The organism is Mammaliicoccus sp. G-M28, assembly GCF_022386595.1.
GTDB classification, from domain to species: Bacteria; Bacillota; Bacilli; order Staphylococcales; family Staphylococcaceae; genus Mammaliicoccus; species Mammaliicoccus fleurettii.
Map to the genome: position 1 here is coordinate 39,436 of NZ_JAJNIF010000003.1, position 17,971 is coordinate 57,406.

17 protein-coding genes are annotated in these 17,971 nt (G+C 31.4%); 11 read left to right on the plus strand and 6 right to left on the minus strand.

The window, feature by feature from the left end:
* Positions 1–635: 635 nt before the first annotated feature.
* From serA to LQ609_RS03945, 3 genes are all read right to left on the minus strand, one after another.
* Positions 636–2,231, minus strand: a complete 1,596-nt coding sequence (gene serA / locus LQ609_RS03935) for a phosphoglycerate dehydrogenase (protein WP_078356380.1) — start codon at positions 2,229–2,231, stop codon at positions 636–638.
* Positions 2,224–3,381, minus strand: a complete 1,158-nt coding sequence (locus LQ609_RS03940) for a pyridoxal-phosphate-dependent aminotransferase family protein (protein WP_239734350.1) — start codon at positions 3,379–3,381, stop codon at positions 2,224–2,226. The genes serA and LQ609_RS03940 overlap by 8 nt, the downstream gene beginning before the upstream one ends.
* 100 nt (positions 3,382–3,481) lie before the next feature.
* Complete coding sequence (locus tag LQ609_RS03945) at positions 3,482–3,925, minus strand: SACOL1771 family peroxiredoxin (protein ID WP_078356382.1); 444 nt, start codon at positions 3,923–3,925, stop codon at positions 3,482–3,484.
* Positions 3,926–3,998: 73 nt separating this feature from the next.
* Here LQ609_RS03945 and LQ609_RS03950 point away from each other — a divergent pair, with 73 nt between their 5' ends.
* The gene (locus LQ609_RS03950) at positions 3,999–4,751 is read left to right on the plus strand and encodes a glycerophosphodiester phosphodiesterase (RefSeq protein WP_078356383.1); all 753 of its coding nucleotides are present in this window, start codon (positions 3,999–4,001) and stop codon (positions 4,749–4,751) included.
* A 65-nt stretch (positions 4,752–4,816) separates the two neighbouring features.
* Here the strand turns inward: LQ609_RS03950 and rpsD are convergent, their stop codons facing one another.
* On the minus strand, positions 4,817–5,419 hold the full coding sequence (gene rpsD / locus LQ609_RS03955; protein ID WP_078356384.1) for a 30S ribosomal protein S4: 603 nt from the start codon (positions 5,417–5,419) through the stop codon (positions 4,817–4,819).
* Between the two features lie 225 nt (positions 5,420–5,644).
* On the minus strand, positions 5,645–6,109 hold the full coding sequence (locus LQ609_RS03960; protein WP_078356385.1) for a GAF domain-containing protein: 465 nt from the start codon (positions 6,107–6,109) through the stop codon (positions 5,645–5,647).
* Between the two features lie 137 nt (positions 6,110–6,246).
* Here LQ609_RS03960 and ezrA point away from each other — a divergent pair, with 137 nt between their 5' ends.
* From ezrA to LQ609_RS03980, 4 genes are all read left to right on the plus strand, one after another.
* Entirely contained in the window at positions 6,247–7,941 is a 1,695-nt protein-coding gene (ezrA, locus tag LQ609_RS03965; RefSeq protein ID WP_239734351.1) for a septation ring formation regulator EzrA, read from the plus strand.
* 518 nt (positions 7,942–8,459) lie between these two features.
* Positions 8,460–9,605 carry a cysteine desulfurase family protein gene (locus tag LQ609_RS03970; RefSeq protein ID WP_239734352.1) on the plus strand — a complete coding sequence of 382 codons (1,146 nt, stop codon included), beginning with the start codon at positions 8,460–8,462 and terminating at the stop codon, positions 9,603–9,605.
* Positions 9,595–10,812, plus strand: coding sequence for a tRNA uracil 4-sulfurtransferase ThiI (thiI, locus tag LQ609_RS03975; protein ID WP_078356388.1), 1,218 nt, complete (start codon positions 9,595–9,597; stop codon positions 10,810–10,812). The genes LQ609_RS03970 and thiI overlap by 11 nt, the downstream gene beginning before the upstream one ends.
* Positions 10,813–10,859: 47 nt before the next feature.
* Complete coding sequence (locus LQ609_RS03980) at positions 10,860–11,633, plus strand: sulfite exporter TauE/SafE family protein (RefSeq protein WP_107510079.1); 774 nt, start codon at positions 10,860–10,862, stop codon at positions 11,631–11,633.
* 625 nt (positions 11,634–12,258) lie between these two features.
* Here the strand turns inward: LQ609_RS03980 and LQ609_RS03985 are convergent.
* Complete coding sequence (locus LQ609_RS03985) at positions 12,259–13,062, minus strand: NAD kinase (RefSeq protein WP_239734353.1); 804 nt, start codon at positions 13,060–13,062, stop codon at positions 12,259–12,261.
* 85 nt (positions 13,063–13,147) lie between these two features.
* On the opposite strand from LQ609_RS03985, the gene sppA reads away from it, so the two are divergent.
* From sppA to LQ609_RS12685, 6 genes are all read left to right on the plus strand, one after another.
* On the plus strand, positions 13,148–14,143 hold the full coding sequence (sppA, locus tag LQ609_RS03990) for a signal peptide peptidase SppA (RefSeq protein ID WP_078356391.1): 996 nt from the start codon (positions 13,148–13,150) through the stop codon (positions 14,141–14,143).
* A gap of 13 nt (positions 14,144–14,156) precedes the next feature.
* Entirely contained in the window at positions 14,157–14,708 is a 552-nt protein-coding gene (locus LQ609_RS03995) for an RDD family protein (RefSeq protein WP_078356392.1), read from the plus strand.
* An 80-nt stretch (positions 14,709–14,788) separates the two neighbouring features.
* Positions 14,789–15,289, plus strand: coding sequence for a thiol peroxidase (gene tpx / locus LQ609_RS04000; protein WP_078356393.1), 501 nt, complete (start codon positions 14,789–14,791; stop codon positions 15,287–15,289).
* Positions 15,290–15,350: 61 nt separating this feature from the next.
* The gene (locus LQ609_RS04005) at positions 15,351–16,295 is read left to right on the plus strand and encodes a class I SAM-dependent methyltransferase (protein ID WP_078356394.1); all 945 of its coding nucleotides are present in this window, start codon (positions 15,351–15,353) and stop codon (positions 16,293–16,295) included.
* 75 nt (positions 16,296–16,370) lie between these two features.
* Positions 16,371–17,567, plus strand: coding sequence for an acetate kinase (locus LQ609_RS04010; RefSeq protein WP_078356395.1), 1,197 nt, complete (start codon positions 16,371–16,373; stop codon positions 17,565–17,567).
* A gap of 179 nt (positions 17,568–17,746) precedes the next feature.
* A complete protein-coding gene (locus LQ609_RS12685; protein ID WP_256681917.1) occupies positions 17,747–17,875 on the plus strand; it encodes a hypothetical protein in 129 nt (42 codons plus the stop codon).
* Positions 17,876–17,971: the final 96 nt, after the last annotated feature.

Sequence of the window (17,971 nt, forward strand, 5' to 3'; positions counted from 1 at the left end):
CTAGTGTAAATATAGATACTCATGCTTACACTTCTTTAGACTAGTGTAAATATAGCTACTCATGCTTACACTTCTTTAGACTAGTGTAAATATAGCTACTCATGCTTACACTTCTTTAGACTAGTGTAACTATAGCTACCCATGCTTACACTTCTATAGATTAGTGTAACTATAGGTACCCATGCTCACACTTCTTTAGACTAGTGTAAATATGGATACCCATGCTTACACTTCTTTAGACTAGTGTAACTATAGCTACCCATACTTACACTTCTATAGATTAGTGTAACTTTAGGTACCCAAGCTTACACTTCTTTAGACTAGTGTAAATATAGCTACCCATGATTACACTTCTCCCAACTAGTGCAAATTTAGCTATTCTATAACTAAGAGGCTGAGACAATTAATTTGTCTCAGCCTCTAATCTTTGTATAAAAATAGATATTGAGAGCGATTTTGTGAAGTGCTGACGCCTGAGGGAATGGTATGTGTGAGAGACTACAGGCTCGAACCATACCCCTAGGCAAGCATGCACGAACAAAATCGTAAAACTTATAAAAAAACATATCACTAAACTAGAAAAATCAGTTAAGTGATATGCTTATTTGTTTTGAGTTATGTCTCAGCTTTATTGTTTATAATGATTGATTAAGTTCTACTTTATTTATGCTTTGGAAGCCTTCTATAGCAAATAAATCAGCTATTGTTTCTTCAGAAGCTTCATCATCAATTGACAATACCATTAATGCTTCGCCGCCTATAGAATGTCTTCCTAAATGCATTGAAGCGATATTAATCCCATGTTCACCAAGGATTTGTCCCATTTTACCTACAATTCCTGGTTGATCATTATGATGAATTAATAGCATATGTTTTTCTGGTTTAAAGTCTACAGGATAATCGTTGATACGAACGATTCTTGGACCATAGCCATTTAATACGGTTGAACCTATTTTTATAGAATGCTCTTTATTTACTAATTCTAATTCTATATAGTTACTGAATCCGTACTTTTTACTATTTTTTTCAATTTGGTACGTAACGCCTTGCTCATTTAGAAGTACTAATGCATTGATTAAATTAACATGATCACCTAAATCTTGTTGCAATACGCCCATTACAAGTTGTCTTGTAATTAAGCTAGTGTCATCAAGTGCTATTTCGCCATGATATTTAATTTTTAATTCTCTTGGACCTTTTTCAAATAGTTGTATACCAACTTCACCAGTTGTTCTACTTAATTCAACAAATGGTCTTAATTCTTCTTCAACTTCACCTGACATTTGAGGGGCGTTAACTGCATGAAGAACATTATTGTTTTCGAAAATGTCGATGATTTCATTAGCAACTGAGACAGCAACTTTTTCTTGAGCTTCAATAGTAGAAGCTCCAAGATGTGGCGTTACAATGATTTTTTCATGTTGTGTTAATGGCGTGTTGTTCGCAGGTTCTTCTGTAAACACATCAAGTGCTGCTTTCTCTATTTTCCCTTCATCTAGAGCTTTAATAAGTGCATCTTCATCGATGATTCCACCTCTAGCAACATTGATGATTTGTAAGTTTGGTTTAGCTTTATTGAAAAAGTCTTCATTTACAAGACCTTTCGTTTTTGGTGTTAGTGGAGTATGGACAGTTATAAAATCAGCTTGTTCAGCAATTTCATCAACTGTTGCTCTTGTGATTTCTAATCTCTTTGCATCGTCACTTGATAAATAAGGGTCAAATGCAAGAATATTCATACCGAAACTTTGAGCACGTTTAGCAACGCCAAGTCCAATTCTACCAGCACCGATTACACCAAGTGTTTTTTTGTATAATTCTGTACCGCGGTATTTTTTTCTATCCCAGTTACCATCTTGTAATGAACGATGTGCTTCAGGAATGTTACGAGCCATAGATAATATCATAGCCATTGAATGTTCAGTAGCTGAAATGGTGTTTCCATCAGGAGCATTAATAACTAAAATACCTTGTTTAGTTGCATAGTTTATATCAATATTATCAACACCTACACCAGCTCTAGCGACAACACGCAAGTTTTTTGCTGCATCTAAAATAGGTGGTGTAATTTGGGTTTGACTTCTAACGATTAAAGCATCATAGCTATCTATAATGTTAATAAGTTCTGATTCACTTAGACCAGTATTTATGTCTACTTCAAATTGTTCATGGTCAGTTAAACTCTTTAAACCTTCTTCTGAAATTGGATCTACTACGATTACTTTAAACATATTGATTTACGACCTCCTGGAATTTAGAAACACCTTTACCAATTAATGATTCATCACGAATTTCTGAAAGTATAATTTCTAATGCACTTATAAATTGCAACATATCATTAGGAGAAACTTTACCCATATGGCCAACTCTTAAAATAGTACCTTTGAGATGTTGTTGACCACCTGCGATAGTAATATTGAATCTGCTAAGTAATTCATCTTTAATTTGTTTTACTTCATCTTTGTTTGGTACGAAAGCAGTTACAGTAGGGGAAGCAAATTGATCTTCAACTAACAAAGTCATACCTAACGCTTTTAAACTTTCCCTAACTGCAGTTTTACATACTTCGTGTCTTTTAATTGTATTTTCAAATTTTTCTTCACGAATTAAATCACAATATGCTTGAACACCTCTAATAAGTGATACAGCAGGTGTAAATGGAGTTGAATCATCATTTAAAGAAGTTATGTATTTATTTAAATCTAAATAAAATCTTGAAGTCGTCACTTCTTTAAATCGTTCAATTGCTCTGTCATTATATGCTACAAAAGCAGCTCCAGGTGGTAACATAATTGCCTTTTGACTACCTGAAACGAGAACATCGATATTATCTTCTTCCATATCAACTTCAACTGCACCGATGATACTTACGCCATCAACAATAAAATAAATATCAGGATTAAATTCTTTTACTAATTTTCCTAATTCGTTGATAGGGTGTTTTACAGAAGTTGAAGTTTCACAGAATTGTGTAAATATAGCTTTAATATCTACATTAAGTGAGTTTAAATATGTTTCGAATTCTTTTAAATCAACACCTTTTCCCCATTCAACTTCAAAAATATGTGCATTGAAAGGGTATGAAGAAGCTATCTTTCTAAACCTATCGCCAAATGCTCCTGAAACAATTATCACAATGTTATCTTCTGGATTGGCTATATTAACCATAGCTGCTTCAAGGGCACTTGTACCTGAGGAAGTTAAAATAGCTACAGGATGCTTTGCTCCAAAAATTGTTTGTAAATCTCTTGATGCTTGATGAATGATTTGACTAAATTCCTTAGTTCTATGTCCTGTCATAGGAAGATTCATTCTTTCTAATATTTCCCTTGGAACAGTAGTAGGACCTGGTGCGAGTAATAAAGAATCATGCTGATACATATATAAACACTCCTTACTGAATTTATGTTCTATATTGTAGCAGAGAAAATAATAAAATAATAGTGAATTTATTGAAAATTCTGATTAAAACGCTTTCATTTTAAAATCTTATTTCTCCAGTTGCTATAACTTGAACATTTCCAGCTAATGCACGCGTAACCATGCATGATTCTTCAGCTTTTTGAACGAGTCTATTTAATTTTTTTTGTAGCGTTTCATCAGGTTCTTCACTTAAATAAATTACTGGGAAATGTTCTATTTTTTTATAAGTGATCACGTCATTTTCAACATCAACATGTCCTTTTGAATTCACTTCAATTCTTTCAATTTCAATTTCAGAACGTTCAATCATCGCAGCTAAAGTAATCATGTAGCAAGTTGATGCAGCTCCGAGTAACATTTCATCTGGATTTGTACCAATTTCAGGTCCATCCATAACCTCTGGAATAGATACTCGAGTAGATAAATTAGTTGTAGTTATATGACCAGAAGCATTTCTACCTTTAGTCCAAGTTCCTTTTAAGTCAAAAATATGTGTTGTCATTATAATGTTCCTTTCTTTAAATAAATATATTTGGGTATAATCTATAGTATGACTGATTATTAAGGAGTAGACAATGAATGTGTATAATCCACAATCTATAATTAAAGTAGCACATAGAGGGGTACCTTCGCTAGTACCAGAAAATACAATAGCATCTTATAAATTTGCACTTACATTAAATATAGACATGCTCGAAATCGATATACATAGAACGCGAGATCATAAACTTGTTATAATGCACGATCCTACAACAGAACGCACTTCACTAGAAAAAGGCGAAATAAAAAACTTAGCTTATAAGGAATTACAAAAATATGATATAGGCAAATGGAAAGGTGAAGAATTTATAGGAGAACGTATACCTTTATTTGACGATGTATTACATTTAATTAGAAATACAGATATTAAACTTTTAATCGAAGTTAAGCAACCAGAAAAATATCCGGGTATAGAAGAACAAATTCTTGAATCCTTAATTGCTAATGACATCAATGAACAACAAATCATCATACAATCTTTTAACAAAAAATCCATTCAAAAATTTAAAAGTTTAAACTCTAGAATTGAGTTAGGAGTTCTCATTAAAAAGAAAGATCGATTCATAAGTAGAGATTCTATAAGAAAAATAGGGGAATATGCGACATTCATAAATCCAAATTATAAAATAGTTACAAAAAAATTTGTCGACGAAGCACACAAAGTAAATATGAAAGTAATGCCTTATACTATTAATGACGATGAGACTGTTCGAAAAATGATTAATTTAAATGTAGATGGCATCATAACGGATTATCCTCAAAAAATAGAACAATGGTTGAAAACATAAGGGGAATTAAATAATCAAAAACAAAAAAACCACTTTCAATTTGAAAGTGGTTTTTGCAATAACTATTAACGAGAGTAGTACTCAACGATTAATTGTTCATTGATTTCAGCTGATAATTCGCTACGTTCAGGAACACGTACGAAAGTACCTTCTAATTTGTCAGCATCGAAAGTTAAGTAATCAGGTACGTGGTGACTTAATTCTACTGATTCTAATACGATGTTTAATTTTTGTGATTTTTCACGAATGCTAATAGTTTGACCTGGTTTTAAAGTGTAAGATGGAATGTCTACACGAGCGCCATCTACAGTTACGTGACCGTGGTTAACTAATTGACGTGCTTGACGACGAGTACGAGCTAAACCTAATTGGTAAACTACTGCGTCTAAACGAGAAGCTAATAGTGCCATGAAGTTATCACCATGAACACCTTTCATGTTACCAGCTTTTTCGAAAATACTGCGGAATTGACGTTCGTTAATTCCGTACATGAAACGTAATTTTTGTTTCTCTTGTAATTGTTGACCATACTCAGATAATTTTTTACGTTGAGTTGGACCATGTTGACCTGGTACGTAAGGACGTTTTTCTAATTCTTTACCTGTACCGCTTAATGAAATTCCTAAACGACGTGATTTTTTCCAGTTTGAACCTCTAAATCTTGCCATAATGAAGTTCCTCCTTTTTCTTGTTTGAATGTTATGAAGAAACAAGAAAGAATGTTAAATGCTCATAAGGATATGTTATGTTTTTGTGTCTTCACCTTGCAGCCGCGGTTACACAACACACCTTCTTTGGGAATAACATAGAGCCCTATAATATTTAACTGCTACTTTCGTTAATTCACACAAAGAATAGTATACCTTTTTGGAAGGGGGATGTCAATTTATATTTTAAATATGAATATGCTGTTCAAGAGTTTGAACAAGTAATTCTAAACCTTGTAAATCCTCTTTGCTAAATCGTGATTTAACTGGGGCATCGATATCTAACACACCAATTATTTCTTTGTTATAGTATATAGGTATAACGATTTCAGATTGGCTATTTGCATCGCAAGCTATATGTCCTGGAAATGCATTAACATCTTCTACAAGTTGAGATTTTTTTTGAGAAACAGCTGTACCACATACACCTTTTCCTATTTCGATATCAACACAGGCAGGTAAACCTTGAAATGGTCCTAGTTTTAATGCATTATTTTTTAAAAGGTAGAAACCTATCCAATTTATATTTGGTAAGAATTGATTGATAAATGCTGAAGTATTACTTAAATTAGCGATTAAATCTTTCTCACCTGATAATAAACCATCAAGTTGTCTACTAAGTAATGTATAGTCTAATTGATTTTCTGGCATTTTTTGTTCCTCATTTCATTATTTTTTTGAATTATATCTCTATTTTAAGATTTTGAATATGTTTTGCATAGAAAAAGGTTTGTTGGATAAATATTTTACGTTATAATAAAGAGAACGATTTAGGAGGAGAATACATAATGGCAATTTATATAACACTTGCAATTATAATCATTATATTAATTGGTATTGGTATAATGTTATGGTTGCGTACATCAAAGCGAAATTTGATTACTGAGACCGAGCAGCGTAAGCAAAAAATTAAACAATTACCTTTTCAAGATGAATTAGCTAAACTTAAAAAATTAAATATACATGGTGAAGCTAAGGACAAGTATGATCAATTCAAAAGGGAATGGCAAACTGTTTTACAAGAAGATTTAAAAGTTGTAGATGCAAAAATTCACGACGCAGATGCAGAATTAGATAAATTTAAGTTTTCTCAATCAGAAGAAAGTATTGCTGATGCTAATAAAATCATGGATGGTATAGAGAAGAAATATACGCGTTTAACTCAGAGTGTTACAGAATTAATGACAACAGTAGAAACAAGCGACCAATTATACGATGAATCTAAACAAATTTATAGAGAAACAAAAAGGGAAGTATTAGCTAACAGACATCAATTTGGTGATGCTGCAGAACTTATTGAGAAAAATATTGAAGCATTTTTACCTAGAATTGAGCAATATGAAGAACTTGTTGAAGATGGGCATTATATTAAAGCAAGTGGTCATATAGATCAACTCAATACAGATATGAAACGCATGCAAGAAGATATGAATGAAATTCCATTGTTGATTAAAGATGTTCAAAAAGAATTACCAGGTCAGTTCCAAGACTTGAAATTTGGTTGTAGAGATTTAAAAGTCGAAGGATATAATCTTGAACACGTTAAAGTTGAAGGTACTTTACAAACATTACGTGGCAAACTTAATTTAGTTGAACCATTAATAGGTAGACTAGAATTGACTAAAGCTGAGAACATTATAATTGAAATAAATGATACTTTAGATGATATGTATGATTTGATTGAACATGAAGTGAAATCTAAAAATACTGTAGAACAATCTAAAGAAATTATTACAGACGAATTATTCCACGCAAAAGATATGAACTACACACTTCAAACTGAAATTGAATATGTTAGAGAAAATTACTATATTTCAGAAGAAGATGTTCATAAAGTTAGACAGTATGAGAATGAAATACAAAATCTTATCAGTGTTTATGATGAAATATTAGGTGAAATGGCTAAGACAAATGTTCGATATAGTGAAGTGGAAGATAACTTATTATATATTGAAGAACATGTTAAAGTGATAAATGATAATCAACAAAAAATTCAAAATCACTTAGTTTCACTTAGAGAAGATGAAGCAAGTGCTCAACAAAACACATTACGTGTTCAATCTAAAAAAGAAGAAATATATAGAAATTTATTGGCGTCGAATTTACCTAGTGTACCTGAAAGATTCATCATTATGAAGAATGAAATTGATCATGAAATTCGTGAAGTTAATAAAATCTTCAGTCAAAGACCAATCAATGTACAATATGTTAAAGATAAAGTGAGTAATATTGTACTACAAATGAATAAGTTCGAAGATGAAACGACGGATGTTTTAATTAATGCAGTTCATGCAGAAACATTAATTCAGTATGGTAATAGATACAGAAAAGAAAACAATGAACTGAATAAAAGTCTTAATGAAGCAGAAAGACTCTTTGCTAATAATAGATATAAGAGAGCTGTAGAAATTGCTGAAACAGCACTTGAAAAAGTTGAACCTGGAATCAGTGAAAAAATTGAAGAAGAAGTTAATAAACAATAGTAGAACTATAGAGGCTGAGACATAAATACCCATTCTCAAATAAAAAGAGCTAATCCATATTTTCGGATTAGCTCTTTTTTTCTTTATTTATAAAATCTACGATTTTGTACGTGCATGCTTGCCTAGGGGTATGGTTCGAGCCTGTAGTCTCTCACGCATACTATTCCCTCAGGCGTCAGCACTTTACAAAATCGTGACAAAATATCAATTCTTATACAAAAAAATAAAGCACTTTCGCATAATTTAATTAATAACCACAAAAAATAAATTAACGAGGTGCTTTATGTATAAAAATTATAACATGTCTCAATTAACGCTACCACTAGATATTGAAGTTTTAATTCCAAAAAATGATATTGCGCATTTTGTAAATCAAATTGTTGAAACGATACCTAATGAAGAATTCTACGAATTTACTCAGCCCCTAAATGTTATCTACATGCTTTTGTGAGCTAATAAGTATATCTATAGCAAATGACTTATGGTATCATTATATAATGAAAAAAAGAGGTGACAGTATGATATATCTTGATAATGCTGCAACTACGAAACCTAATGAGGACGTTATTCAATCATATATTCAAATGAATACACAATATTTTTTTAATCCGAACAGTCCTCATACAGCAGGTGTGAAAATTGCTCATTTAATTGATAAAGCTAGAGATAATATAAAACAGTACTTAAACTTAAACGATAAGTTTGACATCATTTTTACGAGCGGTGCGACTGAATCAAATAATATAGCATTGCAAGGTATGGCTCAAGCGAAGAAAAGGTTTGGTAAAACAATTTTAACTACAAAAATTGAACATCCTTCTGTTCTAGAAACTATGAGAGCACTAGAAGAACAAGGTTTTAACCTACTATATATCAACACGTTAGAGAATGGAAAGTTAGATATTACATCATTGAAAAAATTACTTAACGATGACGTTGTACTTGTAACGTGTATGCATGTGAATAATATAATGGGACAAATTCAACCAATTGAAGAAATCAGTAATATTTTAAAAGACTATCCAAAAGTACATTTTCACGTAGATGGTGTTCAAGGATTTGGTAAAGTTAATTTAAATATTAATTTAGTAGATAGCTATAGTTTAAGTGCGCATAAATTTCATGGACTAAAAGGCTCTGGTATTTTAGCCTTTAAGCAAGCAAAAACGATTCAGCCAATTATTTTTGGTGGTGGACAAGAGTATGGTATTAGAAGTGGTACAGTAAATGCTCCCGTGAATATTGCTTTAACAAAAGCAATGCGACAAATGAATGCTCAAATGGATAGTAATATTAAATTATTAACTGAAAAAGGAAAAGAAATACGTCAATTTATTGATCAGTATGAAGGGGTTTTAATTAATTCTCCTATAGATGCTGCACCATATATATTGAATGTATCGTTTCCAGGAGTTAAAGGAGAAGTATTAGTTAACGCATTTTCTAAATATGAAATTTATTTATCCACTACAAGTGCATGTTCTTCCAAAAAAAGTTCTCATAATGAAACATTGAAAGCTATGGGGCTAAGCAATAATATAATTGAAGGAAGTATAAGAATAAGCATTGCACCAGATTTAACAAACGAACAAATAGAAGCATTTAAAGATGCCTTTGACAAAGTATATAATGAGGTAAAGGAGTTATTAAAATATGAATTATGATCACATATTGGTTAGATATGGGGAATTGACCCTTAAGACAGGTAATAGAAATATGTTCGTTAATAAATTAAAAGCAAATATTAAAAGTAGATTAATGCCACTTCAAGGTTATAAAGTACGTGCTAATCGTGACAGAATGTATATAGATGTACATGAAGGTTCAGATATTGAAGAAATGATGAGTCGTATCCAAACAGTGTTCGGCGTACACTCAGTAAGTCCAATAATAAGAATTGAAAAAGAATTGGACATTATGAAAGAAGTTGCTATAAAGTTTGCTGAGGATTTCAATGATGGTGATACTTTTAAAATTGATGTAAAAAGAGCAGATAAAACATTTGAACTAGATACATTTCAACTGCAACAAGAACTAGGAGGACACGTTCTTCAAAACACTGAAAATATAACAGTAAATGTTAAACAACCTGATCATAAAATTAAAGTTGAAGTACGTAAAGATGCCATTTATATGTATAACCGAGTACTCGAAGGAGTAGGAGGATTGCCAGTAGGAACGGGTGGTAAAACATTACTTATGCTTTCAGGTGGAATTGATTCACCAGTAGCAGGAATGGAAGTAATGAAAAGAGGCGTGACGATTGAAGCTATACATTTTCATAGTCCCCCATATACAAGCGAACAAGCGAAACAAAAAGTTATTGATTTAACAAAGCAACTTGCAAATTTAACTGGAGACATCAAACTACATATTGTTCCTTTTACAGAATTACAAAAACAAATTCATAAAGTAGTCGAAGAAAGTTTTACTATGACGAGTACTAGAAGAATGATGTTAAGAGTAACTGAAAAAGTAGCGCATGAAATTGGTGCACTTGCAATCGTCAATGGTGAAAATCTTGGACAAGTTGCAAGTCAAACTTTAGGTAGTATGTATGCAATCAATAGCGTGACATCTATGCCAATTTTAAGACCGTTACTTACTTTTGATAAAGAAGACATCGTTAAAAAAGCTAAAGCAATAAATACATTTGAATTATCAATACAACCATTTGAAGATTGCTGTACAATATTTACACCAAAAAATCCAAAAACAAATCCTAAACTTGAAAAAGTTGAATATTTTGAGTCTAAATTTGATTTTGGTCCATTAATCGAAGAAGCGGTAAAAAATGTAGAAACAATTACAATTTCTAAACATGATGATATACAGCAACAAAAAGATGAGTGGATGGATGAACTACTTTAATAATGACGTTGGGATGTCGCTATCATTAAAGTAGAGGAGATGTCCAGATGGAATTTGATTTAAATATTTTACTTATTATTATTTTATTTGGTTTAATAGCATCATTTATAGATTCCGTAGTTGGTGGAGGAGGACTTATTTCTTTACCAGCATTATTAGCTGTAGGTATGGATCCAGCAACAGCTTTAGGTACAAATAAATTAGCAAGTTCATTTGGAACGTTTACGAGTACAATGAAGTTTATAAAAGCTAGAAAAGTAGATTTTGATATAGTAGGAAAATTGTTTCCATTAAGTTTTGTCGGTTCAATATTTGGTGCGATTACTGCTACATATTTACCACCAGAATATTTAAAACCACTCGCAATTATAATATTAGCATTAGTGACTGTTTACTCAATTGTTAAAAAAGATTGGGGAGATATCAATAAATATAAGAAATTATCACTTAAAAAAGCTATCTTATTCATAGTAGGTGTTATAGTAATCGGATATTATGATGGATTTTTAGGTGGAGGTACCGGATCATTCTTTTTATTTATGTTGTTATTAATCGGTCTGGATTATTTACATGCAGCAGGCAATGCTAAATTTTTAAATCTAGCTTCCAATCTAGGCGCTTTACTTTTATTTATGATATTAGGACAAGTGAATTATATTTATGGATTCAGCATGGCAGCAGCTATGGTAGTCGGTTCATATTTAGGAGTTACATTTGCTATAAGAAAAGGTGTATCCTATGTAAAAGTCTTATTTATAGTAGTCACAATTCTATTAATACTTAAAAATGTATACGACTACGTTAATAGTCATTTCATGTAAAGAGCGTGAGCATAAATGCCTTAGAAAATTAAAAAGAGCAGAAATTCATTATTAAAATTGAATTTCTGCTCTTATTTTTTGTGAAAATCATTCACACTACTTCCGACTTGTGTAAATATAAGTACCCATGATTACACTTCTTTAGACTAGTGTAAATATAGGTACTCATGCTTACATTTCTATAGATTAGTGTAAATATAGCTATCCATGCTTACACTTCTATAGATTAGTGTAATTATAGGTACTCATGATTACACTTCCTTAGACTTGTGTAAATATAGGTACTCATGCTTACATTTCTATAGATTAGTGTAAATATAGCTATCCATGCTTACATTTTTCCCAATTAGTGCAAATTTAGTTATTCTATAACTTAGAGGCTGAGACAATTTATTTGTCTCAGCCTCTAATCTTTGTATTAAAATAGATAATTTCAACGATTTTGTGAAGTGCTGACGCCTGAGGGAATAGTATGAGTGAGAGACTACAGGCTCGAACCATACCCCTAGGCAAGCATGCACGAACGAAATCGTAAGATTGTATAAAAAATAATCAAGCATGCACGAACAAAATCGTAAGATTGTATAAAAAATAGGCAAGCATGCACGAACGAAATTATAAAATTTTATAAGAATTTTCTTTGAACTTTGCTCCAAAATGAATTTTGAGGTAATTTAAGTGTTCTTATATATTTATCTTTAATTCTAAGGCTTATAAAATCAGTTTCTTGTACACTTAGTGCTTCATTATCTAGACCCATGATTGGATAATAATTGCCTTCTTTATCAAGTGAAATTTTAAGTGTTCTTGTATCGCCTAATACAACAGAACTACTTACTGTTCTAAAGTTATTATTATTTAATGATGCAATTTCTGTTAATTGCATACTTCTTATTTTAGGATCTATAATTGCGCCATCTAAAGATTTATTATAACCTGTAGATCCAGTTGGTGTAGATATCAATAATCCATCTCCGTTAAATGCCTCGAAGTATTCATCATCTATAAATATTTCCATCTTCATTGGCTTGATAACGCTAGATTTAATGTAAAAATCATTTAAACACATATAAGACATTTGATTGTTTAAATTTACTTCTAGTACTGGGTATTTTCTTACCATAACTTCTTCGGAATCTATTGATTTAATTAAATGTGGTATATCATCAACGCTAAAATCAACATATAAATAATTTTGATCTAATCTTGTTTTTATTCCAATATAAACTTTATCTTTGTTGAAATTTGTTTTTCTACATGCTTGAAGGAAACTACCGTCGCCACCAATTGAAGCAATAATGTCTGCATCATCATAATTTGATACAAATTCAAAGCCATGTGGTTCCATTTGGTTTTGTATTTTTTTTCGAGTCTCTAAGACATCGCTATCTTTTGAAGTGAATAAGTAAATATGTTTTTTTGTTGCCATAATTTGTTCCTCCCAAAAGTTACAGTTATTATTAAAGTCTGTTATTATTATAAATGTAAATATTTAAAATAGAAAGGAAGATACTATGTCTAAAAGAATTATTGCTATTATCATCGCTGTTATTCTTGTGGTAGGTGGTATTGTTGTCAGTACTGTTGGCATATTTTTGGATGATTCATGGAAAAAAACTGTGACAGATTCAGATGGCATTAGCGAGTCGGTTCAATCTGGTAGTGATAGTAGTAATAAAATCGTAAAATTATCTGTGAATGGTACAATTCAAGATACAGGTGCGGAAGAATCACTATTCAGTGATGGAGGATATAACCATCAAGCATTTTTAAAACAACTTGATAAAATCAAGAAAGATAAAAGCGTTAAAGGTGTACTACTAGAAGTGAATTCTCCAGGCGGAGGAACATATGAGAGTGATGAAATACATAAAAAATTAGAAGAAATAAAAGCCAAAGATAAAAAAGTATATGTTCAAATGAAGAATATGGCTGCCTCAGGTGGTTATTATATCTCAACACCAGCAGATAAAATATATGCAGGTTCTCAAACATTAACTGGTTCTTTAGGTGTTATTATTTCAAGTATAAATTACGCAGATTTAGCCAATGACTTAGGTGTTAAAGATGAATCCGTAACATCTGGTAAGCATAAACAAATATTAAATCCAATGAAAGATATGACTAAAGAAGAACGTAATATTATGCAATCAATCATTGATGATAGCTACAAACAATTTGTAGATGTTATTAAAGATGGTAGACATATGTCTGAATCTGAAGTTAAAAAATTAGCTGACGGTAGAATTTATTCTGCACAACAAGCTAAATCAAATGGATTAATTGATGAGATTGGTTATGAAGATGATGCAATTAAAGACTTAAGAAGTGATATTAAATCTAAAAATGCACAAGTCGTAACTTATGATACATCATCAGGATTCTTAAACTTCCCAATGGGAGCTAAAAGTAAAATATCTTCTATGATGGGCTTAGATGATTTAAGTAAATATGAATCTTTAGTTAAAGCAAATAAATCACCACAACCTATGTACTTGTATGGTGAGTAAGGAGGGATTTTAAATGACTGAAGCAAGTTACGAACAAGTCGCTACAACTCGTGAACAAAGTGTTATTGAGCGTACAGTTAATAAACACATGTCTGATATAAAATCCATCGTATTTGCAGGATTCTGGGTTAGATTTTTAGCTTATATCATTGATATATTGGCTTTAGCAGGTTTTAAAGGAATAGTGTTAAGTCCTCTATTTGCATTAACACAAATTAAAAATGAATATTTATTTGTGCCATACTTTAGCGTTGGAAATATAGTAAGTGCCTTAATATTTTATTTATATTTTGTACTTATGACATATTATTTTAAAGCAACACTCGGTAAAATGATTCTAGGATTAAGTGTATACAGAGAAGATGCAAAATCGCTGAAGTTGAAAGATGTACTATTTAGAGAGTGGATTGGAAGAATTATATCAGGTGCATTATTAGGAATACCATATTTAGTTGTAGCTTTTAATAAAAAACATAAAGGTATTCACGACTATTTTGGTGAGACAGTAGTGCTTAAAAATAAATATATTCAACTAAGAAACGACTTCCAAAAGGCTACAAGATAAGCATGTTATAAACAAAAAAATTTTAAAGTCTCTTTAATCATGATAAAATATATTTATCAAGAATAAGGAGGCTTTTTTTAATGGCGCAAGTTACATTCAAGAATGAACCAGTTACAATATTAGGCAAGGAAGTTACAGTAGGTTCAGTAGCACCAGATTTTACTGTATTAGCAAATGATTTATCTGAAAAGACTTTAAAAGACTATGAAGGTAAAAAGAAACTTATTAGTGCCGTACCTTCTTTAGATACAGGAGTTTGTAGTCAACAAACTCGTAAATTCAACGAAGATGCTGCAAATGAACAAGATGGAGTTATCTTAACGATATCTAATGACTTACCATTCGCACAAAAAAGATGGTGTGCAGCTGAAGGTTTAGAAAATGTTGTTACATTAAGTGACCACCGTGATTTATCATTCGGTGAAAACTTTGGTGTTATAATGAAAGAACTTCGTTTATTAGCTCGTTCAGTATTTGTTTTGGACAAAGATAATAAAGTAGTTTACGCTGAAGTAGTGAGTGAAGGTACTAACCATCCTGACTATGATAAAGCTTTAGAAGCTTTTAGAAATTTAAACTAATTAACAACCATAAATCGCTGTCCATTAGATTGGACAGCTTTTTATACGAAAGAGGGCAATTATGACTGAAGAAAAGAATATAATGGAAATATTATTTGAAAAACTTGATGTAAAAAGTAAAGACCTCCATGACGAAAATGGCCAAAGCTATATTGAAAATTTAGGATTAGCAATGGAAGAAATTTATACGAACCAAAGAGATTTGTTAGAACAATCTACTTTACAAGAACGTAGAAAAGCATTCCAATTTGCTTATTTAAGTTTATTAAAAGAAGAAGTTATTCAACCGAATCATCAAATGACGCCTGATTCAATCGGGTTTATTTTAAGTTATCTTGTAAACTTATTTAATAAAAATAGAGAATCACTAAATATAGTAGATATCGCAAGTGGTACTGGACATTTAAGTGCAACAATTAATGAACAAAACCAAGAAAAAACAGTTATGCATCATTTAATTGAAGTAGATCCAGTTTTACAACGTGTAAGCATTCATTTAGCTAACTTTTTAGAAATACCATTTGATGTATATCCACAAGATGCGATTATGCCTTTACCATTAGAGGAAGCAGATGTAATAGTTGGTGACTTACCAGTAGGCTATTATCCTGTTGATGAGCGTAGTAAAGAAATGAAATTAGGTTTTAGTGAAGGTCATAGTTATAGTCATTATTTATTATTAGAGCAAGCTGTAACTGCAACTAAGCCTGGGGGATATGTCTTTTTAATAGTTCCTACAAAATTATTTGAAGGTGAAGAAGTGAAACAGTTGCAAAAATATATTGCAACAGAGACAGAAATGCAAGCATTCTTGAATTTCCCTAACTCATTATTCAAAACAGAACAGTCACGTAAATCACTATTGATCCTACAAAAGAAAGATCAAGGAAATACTAAGAGTGTAGAGGTATTGCTTGCTAATATTCCTGACTTTAAGGCACAATCACAATTGCAAACGTTTTTATCTGAAGTAGATGAATGGATGGAAAAAAATCATTCTTCATAAACTGTGTTAATGCTTGATTCATAACTGTATTAGTGTTTAAATAGTATAGAAAAGTATTATCAGGAGGAAGTCTAAATGACAAAAATAATAGCAATTAATGCCGGTAGCTCATCTTTAAAATTTCAATTATTTGAAATGCCAGATGAAAAAGTTATCACTAAAGGGTTAATCGAGCGTATCGGGTTAAAAAATTCAATTTTCTCAATTTCTGTAAATGGAGAAAAAATAACTGAAACATTAGATATAGAAAATCATGATGTTGCAGTAAATATTATGTTAGATGCATTGAAAGAACATAATATTATTAATGACATCAATGATATTCAAGGTACAGGACATCGTGTTGTACATGGTGGGGAACTATTCCCTGAATCTGCACTTGTTACAGATGACGTATTGGCTAAAATCGAAACATTAACTGATTTAGCACCATTACACAATCCAGCCAATTTAATGGGTATTAAAGCATTCAGAAAATTATTACCAAGTATTCCACATGTTGCTGTATTTGATACATCATTCCACCAGACTATGCCTGAAGAATCATATTTATATAGTTTGCCATATCATTTCTATAAAGATTATGGTATTCGTAAATATGGTTTCCATGGAACAAGTCATAAATATGTATCAGAAAGAGCAGCTGAATTATTAGATCGTCCATTAGATCAACTTAGAATTATTTCTTGTCATATCGGTAATGGTGCTTCTATTGCAGCTATTGATGGCGGTAAATCTGTAGATACATCAATGGGCTTCACACCTTTAGCAGGTGTTACGATGGGTACACGTTCAGGTAACCTTGACCCAGCGTTAATTCCATATATAATGGAAAAAACAGGTAAAAATGCAGAAGAAGTATTAAATATTCTTAACAAAGAGTCTGGTCTTCTTGGTATCTCAGGATCATCTAGTGACTTAAGAGATATTCAGCAAGATGCAAATGAAGGTAATGAACGTGCTAAATTAGCATTGGATGTATTCGCATCTAGAATTCATAAATATATGGGTTCATATGCAACAAGAATGCACGGCTTAGATGCAATTGTATTTACAGCAGGTGTTGGTGAAAACTCTGATACTGTACGTGCTAAAGTATTAGAAGGATTAGAGTTTATGGGTGTTTATTGGGATCAACGCCTAAACACTGGATTACATGGTGAAGAAGCATTTATCAATTATCCACATTCACCAGTTAAAGTAATTGTAATTCCAACAGATGAAGAAGTCATGATTGCACGTGATGTATTGAAATTCGGTAACTTAGGTTAATATATTAAAGAACTTCACAATTTGTGTCGTTCTTAAACTGTCAATAAAGTATGAGACTTTGTTGACAGTTTTTTTATGCGAATTTTTTAGTGAAAACCGCACTAAAAGTAAATATATAAATGTTTAAAGTTATCTTGTTTGGATATAACTAATTAATGTCTATTTTGAGGAGGATATTTATGAGACCAGAGAGAGCGTTAATGCGTTTAGTCAGAATAGTAACGAGAAGAGTGGCTAAAGAACAATCTAGAAAACAAAAACAAGAAAACAAACAAAATTTAAAAAATCAAAATGTAGATAATAAATAAATATAAGCGTTCAGTTATACTGAACGTTTCAGAGTGTCGACAAAGTCTTAGACTTTGCCGGCATTTTTTTATGCGCATGCTTTCCGCGGGCATGTT